General features: G+C 75.8%; 14 protein-coding genes and 1 pseudogene. 6 read left to right on the top strand and 9 right to left on the bottom strand.

Going from position 1 to position 16,958, the window contains the following annotated elements:
* Window positions 1-41: 41 nt before the first annotated feature.
* From hemL to hemE, 8 genes and pseudogenes are all read right to left on the bottom strand, one after another.
* Complete coding sequence (gene hemL, locus M3185_RS12230; RefSeq protein WP_251333962.1) at window positions 42-1,358, bottom strand: glutamate-1-semialdehyde 2,1-aminomutase; 1,317 nt, start codon at window positions 1,356-1,358, stop codon at window positions 42-44.
* A gap of 55 nt (window positions 1,359-1,413) precedes the next feature.
* A complete protein-coding gene (hemB, locus tag M3185_RS12235) occupies window positions 1,414-2,394 on the bottom strand; it encodes a porphobilinogen synthase (RefSeq protein WP_374238508.1) in 981 nt (326 codons plus the stop codon).
* Between the two features lie 171 nt (window positions 2,395-2,565).
* A pseudogene (locus tag M3185_RS12240) lies at window positions 2,566-3,411 on the bottom strand (uroporphyrinogen-III synthase); the annotation flags it as partial.
* Window positions 3,412-3,416: 5 nt separating this feature from the next.
* On the bottom strand, window positions 3,417-4,373 hold the full coding sequence (gene hemC, locus M3185_RS12245; protein ID WP_251333963.1) for a hydroxymethylbilane synthase: 957 nt from the start codon (window positions 4,371-4,373) through the stop codon (window positions 3,417-3,419).
* On the bottom strand, window positions 4,370-5,575 hold the full coding sequence (locus M3185_RS12250) for a ferrochelatase (protein ID WP_251333964.1): 1,206 nt from the start codon (window positions 5,573-5,575) through the stop codon (window positions 4,370-4,372). The genes hemC and M3185_RS12250 overlap by 4 nt, the downstream gene beginning before the upstream one ends.
* Window positions 5,572-6,321 carry a hydrogen peroxide-dependent heme synthase gene (hemQ, locus tag M3185_RS12255; RefSeq protein ID WP_251333965.1) on the bottom strand — a complete coding sequence of 250 codons (750 nt, stop codon included), beginning with the start codon at window positions 6,319-6,321 and terminating at the stop codon, window positions 5,572-5,574. Before hemQ ends, M3185_RS12250 begins: the two co-directional genes overlap by 4 nt.
* Window positions 6,322-6,324: 3 nt before the next feature.
* Window positions 6,325-7,869, bottom strand: coding sequence for a protoporphyrinogen oxidase (gene hemG / locus M3185_RS12260; RefSeq protein ID WP_251333966.1), 1,545 nt, complete (start codon window positions 7,867-7,869; stop codon window positions 6,325-6,327).
* Entirely contained in the window at window positions 7,866-9,071 is a 1,206-nt protein-coding gene (gene hemE / locus M3185_RS12265) for a uroporphyrinogen decarboxylase (protein WP_251333967.1), read from the bottom strand. Before hemE ends, hemG begins: the two co-directional genes overlap by 4 nt.
* Before the next feature lie 122 nt (window positions 9,072-9,193).
* On the opposite strand from hemE, the gene M3185_RS12270 reads away from it, so the two are divergent.
* From M3185_RS12270 to M3185_RS12290, 5 genes are all read left to right on the top strand, one after another.
* Window positions 9,194-10,522, top strand: coding sequence for a glutamyl-tRNA reductase (locus tag M3185_RS12270; protein ID WP_251333968.1), 1,329 nt, complete (start codon window positions 9,194-9,196; stop codon window positions 10,520-10,522).
* Between the two features lie 47 nt (window positions 10,523-10,569).
* Complete coding sequence (locus M3185_RS12275; protein ID WP_251333969.1) at window positions 10,570-11,187, top strand: TetR/AcrR family transcriptional regulator; 618 nt, start codon at window positions 10,570-10,572, stop codon at window positions 11,185-11,187.
* Between the two features lie 55 nt (window positions 11,188-11,242).
* A complete protein-coding gene (locus tag M3185_RS12280; protein WP_251333970.1) occupies window positions 11,243-11,479 on the top strand; it encodes a DUF3107 domain-containing protein in 237 nt (78 codons plus the stop codon).
* A gap of 335 nt (window positions 11,480-11,814) precedes the next feature.
* Window positions 11,815-13,563, top strand: coding sequence for a DEAD/DEAH box helicase (locus M3185_RS12285; RefSeq protein ID WP_374238506.1), 1,749 nt, complete (start codon window positions 11,815-11,817; stop codon window positions 13,561-13,563).
* Window positions 13,560-14,417 carry a DNA-methyltransferase gene (locus tag M3185_RS12290; protein WP_251333971.1) on the top strand — a complete coding sequence of 286 codons (858 nt, stop codon included), beginning with the start codon at window positions 13,560-13,562 and terminating at the stop codon, window positions 14,415-14,417. The genes M3185_RS12285 and M3185_RS12290 overlap by 4 nt, the downstream gene beginning before the upstream one ends.
* Window positions 14,418-14,432: 15 nt before the next feature.
* Here the strand turns inward: M3185_RS12290 and M3185_RS12295 are convergent, their stop codons facing one another.
* Window positions 14,433-15,284, bottom strand: coding sequence for a PHP domain-containing protein (locus M3185_RS12295; protein ID WP_251333972.1), 852 nt, complete (start codon window positions 15,282-15,284; stop codon window positions 14,433-14,435).
* 91 nt (window positions 15,285-15,375) lie between these two features.
* Here M3185_RS12295 and M3185_RS12300 point away from each other — a divergent pair, with 91 nt between their 5' ends.
* A complete protein-coding gene (locus M3185_RS12300; protein WP_251333973.1) occupies window positions 15,376-16,950 on the top strand; it encodes an aminopeptidase P family protein in 1,575 nt (524 codons plus the stop codon).
* The last annotated feature ends 8 nt before the right edge of the window (window positions 16,951-16,958 follow it).

Genomic DNA, 16,958 nt, shown 5'->3' on the forward strand with positions numbered 1-16,958 from the left:
CCTCCGAGGACGCCTGTGCGTCCTGGGAGGAGCCGACGCCGTCAGGCCGCTGGGCGGGCCTCGGCGGCCGCCCGCGCGGCGGCCGGCAGGGCGGAGATGATCCGGTCCATCGCGGCGTCGTCGTGGGCGGCGGAGAGGAACCAGGCCTCGAACACCGACGGGGGCATGTACACGCCCTGGTCGAGCATCGCGTGGAAGAACGCCGGGTAGCGGAACGTCTCCTGCGCCCTGGCCTGCGCGTAGTCGTGCACGCCCGTCGCGGAGGTGCCGAAGGCCACGGAGAACAGATTCCCGGCCGTCTGGATCGAGTGGTCGACCCCGGCCTCGTCCAGCGCGGCCCGCACGGCCTCCTGCAGCTGCACGGAGCGGCGGTCGATGGTCTGGTACGCGATCCGGTCCGCCGTGCGCAGGGTCGCCGCGCCCGCGGCCATCGCCACCGGGTTCCCGGACAGCGTGCCCGCCTGGTACACGGGCCCCAGCGGCGCGAGATGGTTCATGACCTCCGACCTGCCGCCCACGCCGGCCACGGGCAGCCCGCCGCCGATGACCTTGCCGAACATGAACAGGTCGGGCTCCCACCCGCCCTCGGCACCGGCGGTGAGACCCCAGTAGCCGGCCTCGTGCACGCGGAAGCCGGTGAGCACCTCGTCGAAGATCATCAGGGCGCCGTGCTCGCGGGTGATCCGGCGCAGCCCCGCGTTGAAGCCCTCGCCGGGGGTGACGACGCCCATGTTGGCCGGCGCGCCCTCGGTGATGACGGCGGCGATCCGGCCCGGGTGGGCCGCGAACGCCTCCTCCACGGCCGCGAGGTCGTTGTACGGCAGGACGAGGGTCTCGGCCGCGGTGGCCGCCGTGACGCCCGCGGAGCCGGGCAGCGCCAGCGTGGCCACGCCGGAGCCGGCCTCGGACAGCAGCGCGTCCACGTGGCCGTGGTAGCAGCCGGCGAACTTCACGATCAGGTCCCGCCCGGTGACGCCGCGGGCGAGGCGGATGGCGGTCATGGCGGCCTCGGTGCCGGTCGAGACCATGCGCAGCTCGTCGATGGCGGCGACGCGGTCGACGACCAGCTCGGCGAGCTCGGTCTCCCCGCGCGTCGTGGCGCCGAAGGACAGGCCGCGCTCCACGGCCTCGTGCACGGCGTCGACGACCACGGGGTGGGAGTGCCCGATCAGGGCCGGGCCCCACGAGCTGACGAGGTCGACGTACTCGCGGCCGTCGGCGTCGGTGAGGTACGGGCCCTTGGCCGCGCTGATGAACGGCGGGGTGCCGCCCACCGAGTTGAACGCGCGCACCGGCGAGTTCACGCCACCGGGCATGACCTTGCGGGCGCGGTCGAAGAGTTCCTGGGAGACGCTCATGAGTGCTGTGTGCTTCCTTTCGCCGGGCATCCGGCTCGGGGGTGGGCAGGGGTGGTCAGGCGGTGCCGTTCTCCTCGCGGTACCAGTCCGCGAGCTCGACGGCGAAGTAGGTGAGCACCGAGTCGGCGCCGGCGCGGCGGATCGAGAGCACGGACTCCTGGATCGCGGCCCTGCGGTCGATCCACCCGTTGGCGGCGGCGGCCTCGATCATGGCGTACTCGCCGGAGATCTGGTAGGCGGAGACGGGCACCGGGGAGACCTCGGCGACGTCGCGCAGGATGTCGAGGTAGCTCATGGCCGGCTTGACCATGACCATGTCGGCGCCCTCGTCGAGGTCCAGCCGCAGCTCGTGCAGCGCCTCCCGGCGGTTGGCGGGGTCCATCTGGTAGCTGCGCCGGTCGCCCTGGAGCTGGGAGTCCACGGCCTCGCGGAACGGGCCGTAGAACGCGGAGGAGTACTTCGCGGAGTAGGCCAGGACGGCGACGTCGGTGTGCCCGGCCTCGTCGAGGGCCGAGCGGATCACGCCGATCTGGCCGTCCATCATCCCCGACGGGCCGAGCACGTGCGCGCCCGCCTCGGCCTGGGCCACGGCCATCCGGGCGTAGATCTCCAGGGTCGCGTCGTTGTCCACGGTCCCGTCGGCCGCGAGCACGCCGCAGTGGCCGTGGTCGGTGAACTCGTCGAGGCACAGGTCCGCCATGACGACGAGCTCGTCGCCGACCTCCGCGCGGACCTCGCGCAGGGCGCGGTTGAGGATCCCGTCGGGGTCCGTGCCGGCGCTGCCGCAGGCGTCGCGCTCGGCGGGCACCCCGAAGAGCATGAAGCCGCCGAGGCCCTTCCGCGCGGCCTCGGCGGCGGCGCGCTTGAGGGAGTCGAGGCTGTGCTGGACGACCCCGGGCATGGAGCCCAGCGGGGCGGGCTCGGTGAGGCCCTCCTTGACGAACACCGGGAGGATGAGGTCGGCGGGGTGGACCCGGGTCTGCGCGGCGAGCCGGCGCATGGCGGGGGTGGTGCGCAGCCGGCGGGGCCGGGCCACGAGGTCGTAGCGCGGGGTGCGGTGGGTCACGGGGGTCGTCTCCTCGGTCGGTGCGGTCGGTGTCGTCGGTGTCGTCGGTGCGGTGCTGCTCGTGCCGGGTCCCGGTGCCGCCGGCGTCCTCCCGGACGGAGCGGCGAGCGCCCGGACGAGGGCGTCCCGGATGCTTTCGGGGGTCGGCCGGTCGGCGGCCAGCGCGTGCAGGCCGAGCGCGGCGGCCGCCCGGCGCGTCGGCTCGCCGATGGCCACGAGCGCCGTCCCCGCCAGGACCGCGGGGTCCTCGCCCACGAGCTCGGCCAGGTGCGACGGGGCGCTGAGCACCACGGCGTCGGTGCCGCCGCCGGCCAGCTGCGCCAGCAGGCCCGCCCGGTCCAGCACCTCGGGGCCCCCGGCCGCCGCGCCCTGCCCGGGGTGCGGGCGCCGCAGGGGCACGGGGGCGGGCCACGGGACGGTCTCGTACGCCACCGCCGTGCGGACACGGTACCCCTTCGCGGCGAGCCCGTCCGCGAGCACAGTACGGGCCCGGTCCGACAGCGGCAGCAGCACGGTGCCCGGGCAGGCCTCGCCGGGCCAGTCGGCGAGCAGGCCCTCGGCGGAGTGCACGGCGCCGGGCACGAGGTCCGGGGCCAGCCCCGCCGCGGTGAGGGCCGCGGCGGTGGCGTCCCCCACGGCGGCGACCCGCAGCCCGGCGCGGCGGGCGGGGCCGAGGCGCCCGGCGAGGCCCCCGGTCCTGCCGGCCAGGGCCTCGAGGGCCCGGACGGTGTTGACGGAGGTCACGGCCAGCCAGGCGCCGGGCGCCGCGGCTGGATCGGCGGCGCGCGCCAGGAGCGCGGCCAGGGGCGCGGTGTCGACGGGAAGGGTCGCCTCCAGCAGCGGGGCGAGCCGGACGCACGCACCCTCGGCGCGCAGGAGCGCCACGAGGGGGGCGGCACGGTCTGCGGCGCGGGTCAGGACGACCCGGGCCCCGCGCAGGGCGGAGGCCGGGGCGTCGGGCCGGTCGGGGGCGCCGGACCGTGCCACGGGGCTCAGAGCGTCAGCCGGGCCAGCCGGCCGGCGCCGTCGGCGAGCAGCTCCTCGGCGAGGCGGGTGCCGAGCTCCCGCGCCGCGCCGACGGTGCGCTGCGCGGTGCTCCCGCGCCGGCGCATGAGCTCGCTGCCGTCCGGGTCGGCCACGACGGCGTCGAGCACGAGCTGCCCGCCCTCGAGCCGGCCCAGCGTCCCCACGGGGGCGGCGCAGCCGGCCTCGAGCCGGGTGAGCAGGGCCCGCTCGGCGGTCACGGCCAGCCGGGTCTCCAGGTGGTCGACCGCGGCGAGGCCCGCGGCGAGGGGGGCGTCGCCGGCCGCGTCCGCGGCGCGGCACTCGAGGGCCAGGGCGCCCTGGCCGGGCGCCGGCAGCATCACGGACGGGTCGATGAGCTCGGTGATCGCGGCCTCCATCCCCAGCCGGCGCAGCCCCGAGGCGGCGAGGACCACGGCGTCGAGGTCGCCCGGGGCCACGCGGGCGAGCCGGGTGCCCACGTTGCCGCGGATGTCCACGATCTCGAGGTCGGGACGGGCGGCGCGCACCTGCGCGGCGCGGCGCGGGGAGCCCGTGCCGACCTTCGCCCCGGCGGGCAGCCCGGCCAGGGTCAGCCCGTCCCGGGCGCACAGCGCGTCGCGGGGGTCCTCCCGCTCGGGCACGGCCGCGACCTCCAGCCCCGGCACGGGGGCCGTGGGCAGGTCCTTGAGGGAGTGCACGGCCAGGTCCACGGAGCCCGCGAGCAGCGCGGCGCGCAGGGCCGTGGCGAACACGCCCGTGCCGCCCATCTGGGACAGCGGCCCCGTGAGGACGTCGCCCTCGGTGCGGATGGTGACGAGCTCGGGCTCCAGCCCGCCCGCGGCCGCCACGGCGCGGGCCGCCGCGGTCGTCTGGGTGAGCGCGAGCTGCGAGCCGCGGGTGCCGACGCGCACGACCGGCAGCCCCTCCCGGACGTCGGCGCTCATGCCCACCGCACCTCCCCGGCGTCGTCGAGGCCCACGGGGATCGGCTCCCCCGCGGGCCGCTGGGCGATCGTCGGGCGGGGGCCCGAGGCGCCGCGCAGGACCTTGACGCAGCAGTCGGGCGCGCAGTCGTCGAACCAGGTGCCCTCGGCGCAGGCCGAGACCCGCGGCGGGGCGTCGCGCCCGGCGATGCGCTGCTCGACGAGGTCGGCGAGGCCGGCCACGAAGGCGGGGTGCGTCCCGGCGGTGGGCGTGCGCGCGGCGGGCAGGCCGAGCCGCTCGCAGGTCTGCAGCGCCTCGGTGTCGAGGTCCCACTTCACCTCCATGTGGTCGGAGACGAAGCCGAGCGGGACGATCACGACGCCGGCGACGCCGCGCCCGGCGAGCTCCTCGATCGCGTCGTTGATGTCCGGCTCCAGCCACGGCACCTGCGGGGGCCCGGAGCGGGACTGGTAGACCAGGTCCCACGTGTGGTCGCCGAGCTCCTCGGGGCCCACGCGCTCCAGCACGGTGCGGGCCACCGCGAGGTGCTGGGCCACGTACGCGGAGCTCTCCTCGAACTCCATCCGGGCCGGCCCGGACGCCTCGGCGTCGCTCGTGGGGATGGAGTGGGTGGAGAACAGCACGGCGACCCGGCCGCCCGCGGCCCCCAGCTGCGCGCGCACCTGGGCCAGGCCCTCCCGCAGGCCCTCGACGAAGGGCCGCACGAAGCCCTCGGAGTCGTAGTACTGGTGGACCTTGTCGATCTGCATCTCGCCGGCGAGGCCCAGCTCGTCGAGGGCCACGCCGTAGTCCTCGCGGTACTGCCGGCAGCCCGAGTAGCTCGAGTAGGCGCTCGTGGCCACGACCAGCAGCTTGCGCAGCCCCCGGGCGTGGCACTCCCGCACGACGTCCCGGACGTAGGGCGCCCAGTTGCGGTTGGCCCACAGCACCGGCACGCTCAGCCCGCGGCCCAGCAGGTCGGCCTCGAGGGCCGAGCGCAGGGCGCGGTTCTGGGCGTTGATCGGGCTGACGCCGCCGTTGGCGCGGTAGTGGGTGGCGACCTCCTCGAGGCGCTCATCCGGGATGCCGCGGCCCTTGGTGACGTTGCGCAGGAACGGGATGACGTCGTCCTGCCCCTCGGGACCGCCGAAGGAGGACAGGACCACGGCGTCGTAGGCCTCGGGGGCGTGCGCGCGGGCCGCGGAGAGGGGGTTCGTGCTCATCGGAGCACCTCCGCGAGCTCGTCGGTGCGGATCCGGCGGCCGGTGTAGAACGGCGTCTCCTCGCGCACGTGCAGGCGGGCCTCCGTGTTGCGGAAGTGGCGCATGACGTCCACGAGGTCGACGAGCTCGGGGGCCTCCAGGGCCAGCAGCCACTCGAAGTCGTTGAGGCCGAAGCACGCGATCGTGTTGGCGAGGACCTGGGGGTAGTCGCGGGCCTTCATCCCGTGGTTGCGCAGCATCTCGGAGCGCCGCTCGGCGTTCATGTAGTACCACTCGTAGGAGCGCACGAACGGGTAGACGCACACCCACTGCTCGGGCGCGACGCCGCGCGCGAAGGACGGCGAGTGGTTGGCGGTGAACTCCGCCTCGCGGTGGACGCCCATGGCGTTCCACACCTGGCGCGTGCCGGCCAGCAGCCCCGTGCGGCGCAGCCGGCGGACGGCGGACTGCAGCGCCTGCGGGTCCGGCCCGTGCAGCCAGGTGAGGACGTCCGCGTCCTCCCGCATCCCGGAGACGTCGTAGACCCCGCGCAGGGTCGTGCCCTCGCCGGCCAGCTGCTCGACGACGCCGTCGAACTCGGCCGCCGCGGCGCCGTCCTCGGTGCCCGGGGCCGCGGGGGATCCGTCCGGGCGGGCGAACACCGTCCAGAGCGCCCAGTGCAGGCGCTCCTCGCCGCGCTGCTCCGCCGCCTCGGGCTGCGGTGCGGGGCGGCCGTGGTGTGCGTGCGGGCTGGTGTCGTGGGACACTGCTCAGTCCTTTCGTGGGGTGGGGGTGGTCGGTGGCGCCGGGGGCGCGGGCGGGCCGGGCGGCGGGGCCTCCGGCACGCCGGCCTCGGCCAGCAGGGCGCGGACCTGGGCGCGGGTGTCCTCGACGACGGAGGCCAGGCCCGTGCCGGCCAGCCACGCGCCGACGGCCACGGTGTCGGGCAGCTCGGCGAGCGCCCGGCGGAACTCGGCGACCCGCCGGGCGTGGCCGACCCCGGCCCGCGGCAGCGCGGAGCGCCAGCGGACGATGTCCGCGCCCACGAGCTGCTGGGGGCGCAGCGTGACGCCCATGAGGGTCGAGGCGTCGGAGAGCGCGAGCCGGATGAGCTGCTCGTCGGGCAGCGCCACCTCGGGCGGGACCGTCCCGGCGGCCTGCGCCCGGCCGTAGGACAGGCGCAGGACGTGCCGCCCGGCGCCGGCGGCCTCGCGCACCCAGTCCCACTTGGCGCTCGCGTGGGTCAGGGCCTTGGCGCGCACGGCGCGGGCGTCCTCGCTCACGAGCAGCCCGGTGCCGCGGGGCGCCCCGTCCAGGCGCGGGTCGTCGACGACGAGGGTCGCCAGGGCGACCTGCGGGCCGGGTCCGGGGACGAAGCGCTGCAGCTCGTCCCGGTGGCTGGCCAGCAGGCGCACGGTGGTCGCCCCGTCGGTGGCCATAACGAGCAGCTCCCCGCGGGCCACGGCGGTCTTGTCCCCGTTGCGGGGCTGGCGCTGGATGACCATCCAGCCGTCCCGGCGGGGGTCGCGGTCCACGGCGATGACGTCGTAGCCGGTCACGAGCTTCACGCCCGTCCGCTCGAGCTCGCGCACGAGCGTCTCGGACAGCGCGTTCATCCCGCCGCGCAGGCCGGCGACGTTGGCCCCGGCGGGCGCGGCGCGGCGCAGGGCCCCCGCCGCGGCGCCGAGCGAGCCGTGCTCGCGCAGGGCGCGGCGCAGGCCGGGGGCCACGGCGTCGACGTCGAGGTCGTCGGGGTGGGCGGAGTGCACCCCGGAGGTGAAGGGCGTGACGAGGCGCTCGAGCACCCGCTCCCCCATCCGCACGCGCACGAGCCCGCCCAGGGAGCGCTCGGTGACGCCGACGAACGCGGGCAGCCGGCGGTCGAGGGACGCCCGCAGCATCCCGGCCCGGCCCAGGGCGACGCGCAGCCGGGGCGCCGTGGGGTCGGCGGGGATGCCGAGGACCCCGGAGTCGGGGGCGGGCACGGCGCCCTCCGGCAGGAACAGCCAGGACCCGGCCCGGTTGGGGTGCACCACGCGCTCGCCCAGCCCGAGCTCCTCGAGCAGGTCGGGCACGGCGCGGGAGCGGGTGGCGAAGGACTCCGCGCCGGAGTCGAGCACGAGGCCCGCGACCTGGTGGGCCCCGACGGCCCCGCCCAGGTGGTCCTCGGCCTCGACCAGGGTCACGCGCAGCCCGCGGGCCGCGAGGTCCCGGGCGGCCACGAGCCCGGAGATCCCGCCGCCCACCACGAGGGCGGAGCGGGGCGGGCGGCGGCGGGCGGGACGCCCCCCGCCCGCGCCGGGGCCCGTGCTCACGCCCGGGTCCCGGCGAGCGGCCGGGCCGGCGGCTGCTCGTGGACGAGGGCCACGAGGTCGGTGAGCACCTGCGGGTCGGTGCCCGGCGGGACGCCGTGGCCGAGGTTGACGACGTGCCCGGGCGCCTGGGCGCCGCCGCGCAGGACCTCGCGGACGTGCTGCGCCAGGACCTCCCACGGGGCGGTGAGCAGCGCGGGGTCGATGTTGCCCTGCAGCACGGTGCGCCCGCCGAGCCGGCGGTTCGCCTCGGCCAGCGGGATCCGGTAGTCCACGCCCACGGCGTCGGCGCCGGCGTCGCGCATGGCGGCCAGCAGCTCGCCGGTGCCCGTGCCGAAGTGGATGCGGGGCACCGGCAGGTCCGCGACGGCGCCCAGCGCGGTGGCCGAGTGCTCGAGGACGTGCGCCCGGTAGTCGGCCAGCGAGAGGGAGCCCGCCCAGGAGTCGAACAGCTGGACGGCCGAGGCGCCGGCCTCCACCTGGGCGCGCAGGAACGCGCCGGAGGTGCGGGCGGCCCACTCGGCGAGCCCGGCCCACGCGGCGGGGTCGGCGTGCATCATGGTGCGCGGCAGGAGGTGGTCCCGCGACGGCCCGCCCTCGACCATGTACGCGGCCACGGTGAAGGGAGCCCCGGCGAAGCCGATGAGCGGGGTGGCGCCGAGCTGGGCGACGGTGGCCGCGACGGCCTCGCGGATCGGGTCGAGGGCGGCGTCGTCGAGCTCGGGCAGCGCGGCGACGTCGGCGCCGGTGCGCACGGGCCGCTCGAGCACGGGGCCGCGGCCGGGGACGATGTCGACGTCCACGCCGGCCACCCGCATGGGCACGACGATGTCGGAGAAGAAGATCGCGGCGTCGACGTCGTGGCGGCGCACGGGCTGGAGGGTGATCTCCGCGGCCATCGCGGGGTCCAGGCACGCGTCGAGCATCGCGGTGCCCTCGCGCAGGGAGCGGTACTCCGGCAGGGAGCGGCCGGCCTGGCGCATGAACCACACCGGGCGGCGGCTCGGGGTGCGCCCGGTGAGGGCCTGGAGCAGGGGGGCGTCGGCGGTGCCCGCCGCCCGCAGGGGGTGGCTCGCGGGCAGTGCCCCCAGCGAGGCGGTGAGCCGCCGGAGCGCCGTCGGCGCGTCGGGGACGTCCTCGGGGGTCCGGGGAGCGGCTGCGGTCGACGTGTCCGGCGTGCTCGCCGTGCCAGGGGTGGTAGCCATAGTGGCTCCATTGTGCCAAGGAACCCCGACATCGTTTGCTGACGCTGCGTCAGCGCCGTGCGAGCAGGCTCACCGCGTCACCGACCCGCGGATTCCCGGTGACCGTCTAGTATGAATGGACTGTGGTCCTCTTCGCACTCGTCGCCTCCCACCAGAACGTCGATCTGAACACCGTTGCGCGTCTCAGCACCGGTGCGCTGGGGCTGTCCGAGGAGCTGGTCCGCGGCGGCCGGCTCCAGGGCGCCGTGACGCTCTCCACGTGCAACCGGCTGGAGCTCTACGGCGAGCTCGCCCCGGTCCCGGGCCAGTCCCCGGAGGCCGCCGTGGACGAGGTGCGCGCGCAGCTCGCGGAGCAGATCGGCGCGCGCTCCGGGCTCGATCCCGAGTACGTGGCCGACCTGCTGGTCCCCTTCGCCGACGCGGGCGCCGCCCGCCACCTGTTCACGGTGGTCTCCGGGCTGGAGTCGGCCGTGGTGGGCGAGCGCGAGATCACCGGCCAGGTCCGGCGGGCCCTCAACGAGGCCCGGGACGCCGACGTCGTCTCCGGCAGCCTCGTGCGCCTGTTCGAGGCGGCGGCGCGGACCGCGCGCAAGGTCGGCACCCAGACCGCCCTGGGCGAGCGCGGGCGCTCGATCGTCTCCGTGGCCCTCGACCTCGCCGACGACGTCACGGCCGGCTCCTGGGCGACGCGCCGGGCCCTGGTCTTCGGCACCGGCGCCTACGCCGGGGCGACCATGGCCGCCCTGCGCGACCGCGGGTGCGCCGACATCGAGGTGTTCTCGGCCTCCGGGCGGGCCGGGCAGTTCACCGAGAACCGCGGCGGCTCCCCCGTCTCCGCCGAGGAGCTGCCCGCGGCCCTCGAGCGGGCCGACGTCGTCGTCGGCTGCAGCGGCGGCTCCTCGCCGATGAGCGCCTCCGCGTTCCCGGCCGGCCCGCGCACCGTCGTGGACCTCGCCCTCACCCGCGACTTCGACCCCGCGGTCGCGGACCTGCCCGGCGTCGAGCTGATCTCCCTGGAGTCGGTGCGCGTGGCCGCCCCCGACGAGACGCGGGAGTCCGTGGAGGCCGCCACCGGCATCGTCGAGCGCGCCGCCCAGGAGTTCGCCGCGAGCCAGCACGGCCGGGACATGGACGCCGCGATCGTCGCCCTGCGCCGGCACACGATGGCGGTCCTCGATGCCGAGCTGGAGAAGGTCACCGCCCACCACGGGTGCACCGCCGCCAAGGAGCAGATCGAGCTGGCGATGCGCCGCATGGTCCGCTCCCTGCTGCACACCCCGACCGTCCGCGCCCGCGAGCTCGCCGCCCAGGGCCGCCAGGACGAGTACGTCTCCGGTCTGGAGGCGCTGTACGGCATCGAGGTCCCCGCCGCCCCCGTGGAGGAGACCGAGCCGGCGGCGTCCCCCGCCTCCCCGCCGCAGATCGACCGCCGGCCCCAGGCCGCCGGGTAGGGCCCCATTCGCGAGGCCGGCGCCACCGGCCGGTTGAGGAGGAACGCATGAACGAGACCAGGAGAGGCCGCCCGGCGCGCCTGCCGCGGGAGGCCCGGCGCCGGCAGCTGCTGGAGACCGCGCTGACCGTGTTCTCCTCGAACGGCTACCACGGCTCGTCGATGGACGACATCGCCGACGCCGCGCAGGTGAGCAAGCCGGTGCTCTACCAGCACTTCCCGGGCAAGCGCGAGCTCTACCTCGCGCTCGTCGACCACTACCTCGGGGAGCTCTCCGACGCGCTCGTGGCCGCCCTGGAGGGCAGCGAGGTCAACCGGGAGCGCGTGGAGTCCATGCTGGACGTCTACTTCGGCTTCGTGGAGGCCAACCCGGAGGCCCACCGGCTGATCTTCGAGTCGGACCTGCTGGCGGACCCGGAGGTCGCCGAGCGGTTCGAGAGCTTCCACCTCGCGATGGCCGACGCGATCGCCGGGGTGCTGGGGCCCAACGCCGGGCTGAGCCCGCCCCACGCCGTGCTCGTCTCCCGGTCGCTGACCGGCATGGCGCAGACGGCCGCGGTGCACTGGATCCGCAACCCCGGCATGGGCGGGCGCGCCGAGGCGCAGCGCCAGATCTTCCGTTTAGCTTGGGGCGGAATCTCGATCATCGACGAGGACTGGGAGTAGGGCCCTCCCTAGACTGGCCGGGACGTACCGCGCAGCCCTGCCCACAGGAGGAACCATGGAAATCAAGATCGGTGTTCAGAACGTCGCCCGCGAGATCGTCGTGGACGCCGCCCTCGGCGCGCAGGAGGCCGTGGAGCTCATCAACCAGGCCATCTCCTCGGGCTCGCCGCTGACCCTCACCGACGCCAAGGGCACCGTGACGGTGGTCCCCGCCGGCGTCATCGGCTACGCCTCCGTGGGCGCCGAGCAGAAGCGCACCGTCGGCTTCATGCCGTTCGCCAAGGAGGACTGAGCCCCGGCCCGCCCGCCCCGGCGGAGCACCTGCCCGGCGACCGCACGGAGTGCGCGCGGTCGTCGGGCTACACTGTTAAGCGCACTGGATGACCGGTCGTACCGACGAACGACAGACCTTTTCCCGCCCCCGCTCCTCAGCGACCAGGCCCCGCACGGCGGCCGCGCAGGACCGGGCCCGGGCGCCACCCCCGGTGGCGCACCGACCGAGGCGGCGCCCGCTCACGATCGGCTTCCACCACCGCACGCCCCCGCCACCACTCCGGTGGCCCGGAGCCCGGACCGCACGGTCCCCTCCGCAGGAGCGGGCGTGCCCTACCGAAGGAAACCGCACCCGTGACCGACTACATCACCGACACCGCACCCGGCGACGCCGCCGGGCTCGACGCCGCCGCCGAGCTCGACGTGCCCACGACGGTCGTGGAGACCGCCGCGGAGCCGGAGCCGCTGCCCGAGGGCTTCGCCGACTTCGGCGTCCGCCAGGACATCGTCGACGCCCTGGCCGCCGAGGGCATCGTCCACCCCTTCCCCATCCAGGCCATGACCCTGCCCGTGGCGCTCTCCGGCCAGGACATCATCGGCCAGGCCAAGACCGGCACCGGCAAGACCCTGGGCTTCGGCATCCCCGTCGTCCAGCGCGTCACCGGCCGCGACGACGCCGGGTGGGCCGGGCTCAAGAAGCCGGGCGCCCCCCAGGCGCTCATCGTGGTGCCCACCCGCGAGCTGGCCGTGCAGGTCGGCCAGGACCTCGCCGCCGCGGCGCGGATCCGCAACGCGCGCGTGGCCACCATCTACGGCGGCCGCGCCTACGAGCCCCAGATCGAGGAGCTGCAGCAGGGCGTCGAGGTCGTCGTCGGCACCCCCGGCCGGCTCATCGACCTCAACCGCCAGCGCCACCTGGACCTCTCCGCGGTGCGCGTGGTCGTCCTCGACGAGGCCGACGAGATGCTGGACCTCGGCTTCCTCCCGGACGTCGAGAAGCTGCTCTCCGCGGTGCCCGAGGTCCGCCAGACCATGCTCTTCTCGGCCACGATGCCCGGCCCCGTGGTCGCGATGGCCCGCCGGTACATGACCAAGCCGATGCACATCCGGGCCTCCTCCCCCGACGAGGGCGCCACCAAGAAGGACATCCGCCAGGTCGTCTACCGCGCCCACCACCTCGACAAGGACGAGGTCGTCTCCCGCATCCTGCAGGCGCGGGGCCGCGGGCGGACCATCATCTTCACGAAGACCAAGCGCGCGGCGGCGAAGCTCGCCGACGAGCTGATCTCCCGCGGCTTCGCCGCCGCCCCCCTGCACGGCGACCTCGGCCAGGGCGCGCGCGAGCAGGCGCTGCGGGCGTTCCGCAACAACAAGGTCGACGTGCTCGTGGCCACCGACGTCGCCGCCCGCGGCATCGACGTCGAGGACGTCACCCACGTCATCAACTTCCAGTGCCCCGAGGACGAGAAGACCTACCTGCACCGCACCGGCCGCACGGGCCGCGCGGGCAACAAGGGCACGGCCGTGACCTTCGTGGACTGGGACGACGTGCCCCGTTGGCGGCTGATCGACAAGGCCCTCGAGCTTGGCGTGCCCGAGCCCGTGGAGACCTATTCCTCCTCCGAGCACCTCTACGCGGACCTGGACATCCCCCAGGGCACCAAGGGCCGGCTGCCGCGCGCCCAGCGCACCCACGCCGGGCTGGACGCGGAGGTCCTCGAGGACCTCGGCGAGCCCGGCGGGCGCAAGGGCGGTCCGCGCGGCGAGTCCCGCGGCCGGTCCCGGGACCGCTCGGAGCCCCGCTCCGGCGACGGCCGCCGCGGCGGCCGCGGCGAGCGCGCCCCCCGGGACGGCGCCCGGCGCGAGGACGCCCGGCGCGAGGACGCCCCGCGCAAGGACACCCCGCGCGAGGAGGCCGCCCGCGAGGACACCCCGCGCGAGGAGACCCGGGAGCAGCCGCGCGCGCAGCGGGAGCGCGCCCCGCGCGAGACGTCCGTGGAGAAGTCCGAGGACGGCACCACCCGGCGCCGGCGCCGCCGCCGCGGCGGCCGGGGCACCGGCGAGGCCCCCCGTCCGGCGCAGAGCGGCCCCGCCGCCGAGTGACGCGCTTCGCCTTCGACGCCGAGGGCCCCGACGCGGTGGTCGCCGCGGAGAACCTGGATCTCCTGCGGCGGCTGCCCGACGGGGCCTTCCGCATGATCTACGTGGACCCGCCGTTCAACACGGGGCGCACGCAGCGGCGCCGGCAGTCGACCATGACCCCGGCGCCCCCGGGCCAGGGGGACCGCACGGGCTTCGCGGGCCGCTCCTACGCAACCGTCCTGGGGGCCCTGCGCAGCTACGACGACGCGTTCGCGGACTACTGGGGGTTCCTGGAGCCCCGGCTGCGGGAGGCGTGGCGGGTGCTCGCCGACGACGGGACGCTGTACGTGCACCTGGACTACCGCGAGGTGCACTACGCCAAGGTCATGCTGGACACCATCTTCGGCCGGGAGTGCTTCCTCAACGAGATCATCTGGGCCTACGACTACGGCGGGCGCTCCCGCCGGCGGTGGCCCGCCAAGCACGACAACGTCCTGGTCTACGTCAAGGACCCGGAGCGCTACCTGTTCGACAGCGCCGAGGTGGACCGGGAGCCGTACATGGCCCCCGGCCTGGTCACCCCCGAGAAGGCGCAGCGGGGCAAGCTGCCCACGGACGTGTGGTGGCACACGATCGTCTCCCCCACCGGGCGGGAGAAGACCGGCTACCCGACCCAGAAGCCCGTGGGCCTCGTCCGGCGGATGGTCGCGGCCAGCTCCGCGCGCGGGGACTGGGTGCTGGACTTCTTCGCCGGCTCCGGCACCCTGGGCGCGGCCGCCCACCAGCTGGGCCGCCGCTTCGTGTGCGTGGACCGCAACCCCGAGGCCGTCGAGGTGATGCGCGCCCGGCTGCCCCACGCCGCGGTCCGGGACTGAGCCGGGGAGGGGCGCTCAGGGGTGGCGGACGCCCACGCCGGAGCTCGCCTGCTCCTCGATCCGCACGAGCGACTGCACCGAGGTGAGGTTCTCGCCCAGCCGGTTGGGCTTGCCGCTGCCGTGGTAGTCGCTGGAGCCGGTGACCAGCAGGTCGTGCTCGGAGGCCATCCGCACGAGCCGGGCGCGCGCGTCCTCGGGGTTGTCCCGGTGCGCCACCTCGAGCCCGGCCAGGCCCGCGTCGATCATCGCCTCGAAGACCTCGGGGCCGACCACGCGCCCGCGGGCCGTGGCCAGCGGGTGCGCGAAGACCGGCACGCCCCCGGCGGCGCGCACGAGCCGCACGGCGTGCACCGGGTCCGGGGCGTGGTGGGCGACGTAGTAGCGGGAGCGGCTGCTGAGCACCGAGGCGAACGCGGCGGAGCGGGACTCCACGACCCCGACCGTCACGAGGGCGTCCGCGATGTGCGGGCGGCCCACCGTGGCGCCGTCGTGCACGTGCTCCCGCACGATGTCCCAGTCGATGGGGTAGTCCTCGGACAGCAGCTCGACCATCCGCGCGGCGCGCGTGAGCCGCGACGAGCGGGAGGACTCGATCTCGGCCAACAGGGCCGGCTCCTCCGGGTCGTGCAGGTAGCTCAGCAGGTGCACCGAGATGCCGTCGCCGGTGGTGCAGGAGATCTCCATGCCCGGCACGAAGCTGATCCCGGCCGCCGCGGCGGCGTCCCCGGCCTCCTGCCAGCCGGACGTCGTGTCGTGGTCGGTGAGCGCGAACACGTCCAGGCCCGCGGCGCGGGCGGCGCGGGCGACGTCCCCGGGGCGCTCCGTGCCGTCGGAGTCCGCCGAGTGGGTGTGCAGGTCGATCTTCACCCCTCCACGATAGCGGCCGGCCGTCCCGGCGCCCCGGACGCCCGCCCCGCGCACGTGGCACGATGAGGAGGACGACCCGAGGGAAGGAACCATGACAGAGCACAGCACGTCCCCCGCCGACCGCCCCCAGCCGCTGGCCGACCGGGTCGAGAACCGGTCCCAGCGCCCCGACTCCCCCGCCTTCCAGCAGTTCATGGCCTCCCAGTGGGCCGCCGAGGAACCGGCCGCGGTCGAGCGGCTGCCGGTGGCCGACCACGCCGCCGAGCGCCGGCGGCGGATCTCCGCGCGCTTCCCCGGGGAGCGCCTCGTGCTCCCGGCGGGCCCGCTCAAGGTCCGCTCCAACGACACCGACTACCGCTTCCGGCCCCACTCGGCCTTCGCGCACCTGACGGGCCTCGGCGTGGACCACGAGCCCGACGCCGTCCTGGTGCTCGAGCCGGTCGAGGAGGGCGCCGGCGACGACGGCGGCCACCACGAGGCCACCCTGTACTTCCACCCCATGGCGGGGCGGGACTCGAAGGAGTTCTACGCCGACGCGAAGAACGGCGAGTTCTGGGTCGGCGCCCGCCCCACGCTCGAGGAGCTCTCGGCCGCCTACGGGCTGCGCACCCGGGACCTGTCCGGGCTGGAGGTCGCGATCACCAAGAACGCCGGCCCGGCCGCCCTGGGCGGCGTGCGGATCCGGCTGGTGCGCGACGTCGACCTCAACGCGGACGCCCTGGTGGACACCTCCCGGATCAACACCGGGGTGGACCTCGAGGCCTCTGACGCGCTCGACGGCGAGCTGGCCGAGGCCCTCTCCGAGCTGCGCCTCGTCAAGGACGCCCACGAGGTGGCGCAGCTGCAGCAGGCCGTGGACGCGACGGTCGCCGGGTTCACCGACATCGTGCACGTGCTGCCCGCCGCGGCCGGCCACCGGCACCGCGGCGAGCGCATGGTCGAGGGCGCCTTCTTCGCCCGCGCCCGGATGGACGGCAACGACCTCGGCTACGACACGATCGCGGCGTGCGGCAACAACGCCACGGTGCTGCACTGGATCCGCAACACCGGGCGCGTGATCCCCGGGGAGCTCATCCTCGTGGACGCGGGCGTGGAGGCGGACTCCCTCTACACCGCGGACATCACCCGCACGCTGCCCGTCAACGGGCGGTTCACGGACGTGCAGCGCCGGATCTACCAGGCGGTCCTCGACGCCGCCGACGCCGCGTTCGACGCGGCCGTGCCGGGCAACCGGTTCCGCGACGTGCACGCCGCCGCGATGGAGGTCCTGGCCCGGCGGCTCGAGAGCTGGGGGCTGCTGCCGGTGCCGGCGGAGGTCTCGCTCTCCGCCGAGGGCCAGCACCACCGGCGGTGGATGCCGCACGGGACGAGCCACCACCTGGGCCTGGACGTGCACGACTGCGCGCAGGCCAGGCGGGAGCTGTACGTGGACGGGGTGATCGAGCCCGGGATGGTCTTCACCATCGAGCCGGGGCTGTACTTCAAGGCGGAGGACCTCGCGGTGCCCGAGGAGTACCGCGGGATCGGGGTGCGCATCGAGGACGACGTGCTGATCACCGAGGACGGCAACGTGAACCTGTCCTCGGGCCTGCCCCGCACCCCCGACGAGGTCGAGGCGTGGATGACCGGGCTGTGGCACGCCCGGGAGGGCTCCGAGCCCAGCTGAGCCGGGCG

Source organism: Kocuria rosea (assembly GCF_023715525.1).
Classification (GTDB): domain Bacteria; phylum Actinomycetota; class Actinomycetes; order Actinomycetales; family Micrococcaceae; genus Kocuria; species Kocuria rosea_A.

Excerpts from the sequence above, each read along its gene's own strand:
- M3185_RS12275 (WP_251333969.1), top strand. The coding sequence starts at position 10,570 with ATGAACGAGACCAGGAGAGGCCGCCCGGCGCGCCTGCCGCGGGAGGCC.
- M3185_RS12300 (WP_251333973.1), top strand. The coding sequence starts at position 15,376 with ATGACAGAGCACAGCACGTCCCCCGCCGACCGCCCCCAGCCGCTGGCC.
- hemE (WP_251333967.1), bottom strand. The coding sequence starts at position 9,071 with ATGGCTACCACCCCTGGCACGGCGAGCACGCCGGACACGTCGACCGCA.
- hemL (WP_251333962.1), bottom strand. The coding sequence starts at position 1,358 with ATGAGCGTCTCCCAGGAACTCTTCGACCGCGCCCGCAAGGTCATGCCC.
- M3185_RS12250 (WP_251333964.1), bottom strand. The coding sequence starts at position 5,575 with ATGAGCACGAACCCCCTCTCCGCGGCCCGCGCGCACGCCCCCGAGGCC.
- M3185_RS12280 (WP_251333970.1), top strand. The coding sequence starts at position 11,243 with ATGGAAATCAAGATCGGTGTTCAGAACGTCGCCCGCGAGATCGTCGTG.
- hemC (WP_251333963.1), bottom strand. The coding sequence starts at position 4,373 with ATGAGCGCCGACGTCCGGGAGGGGCTGCCGGTCGTGCGCGTCGGCACC.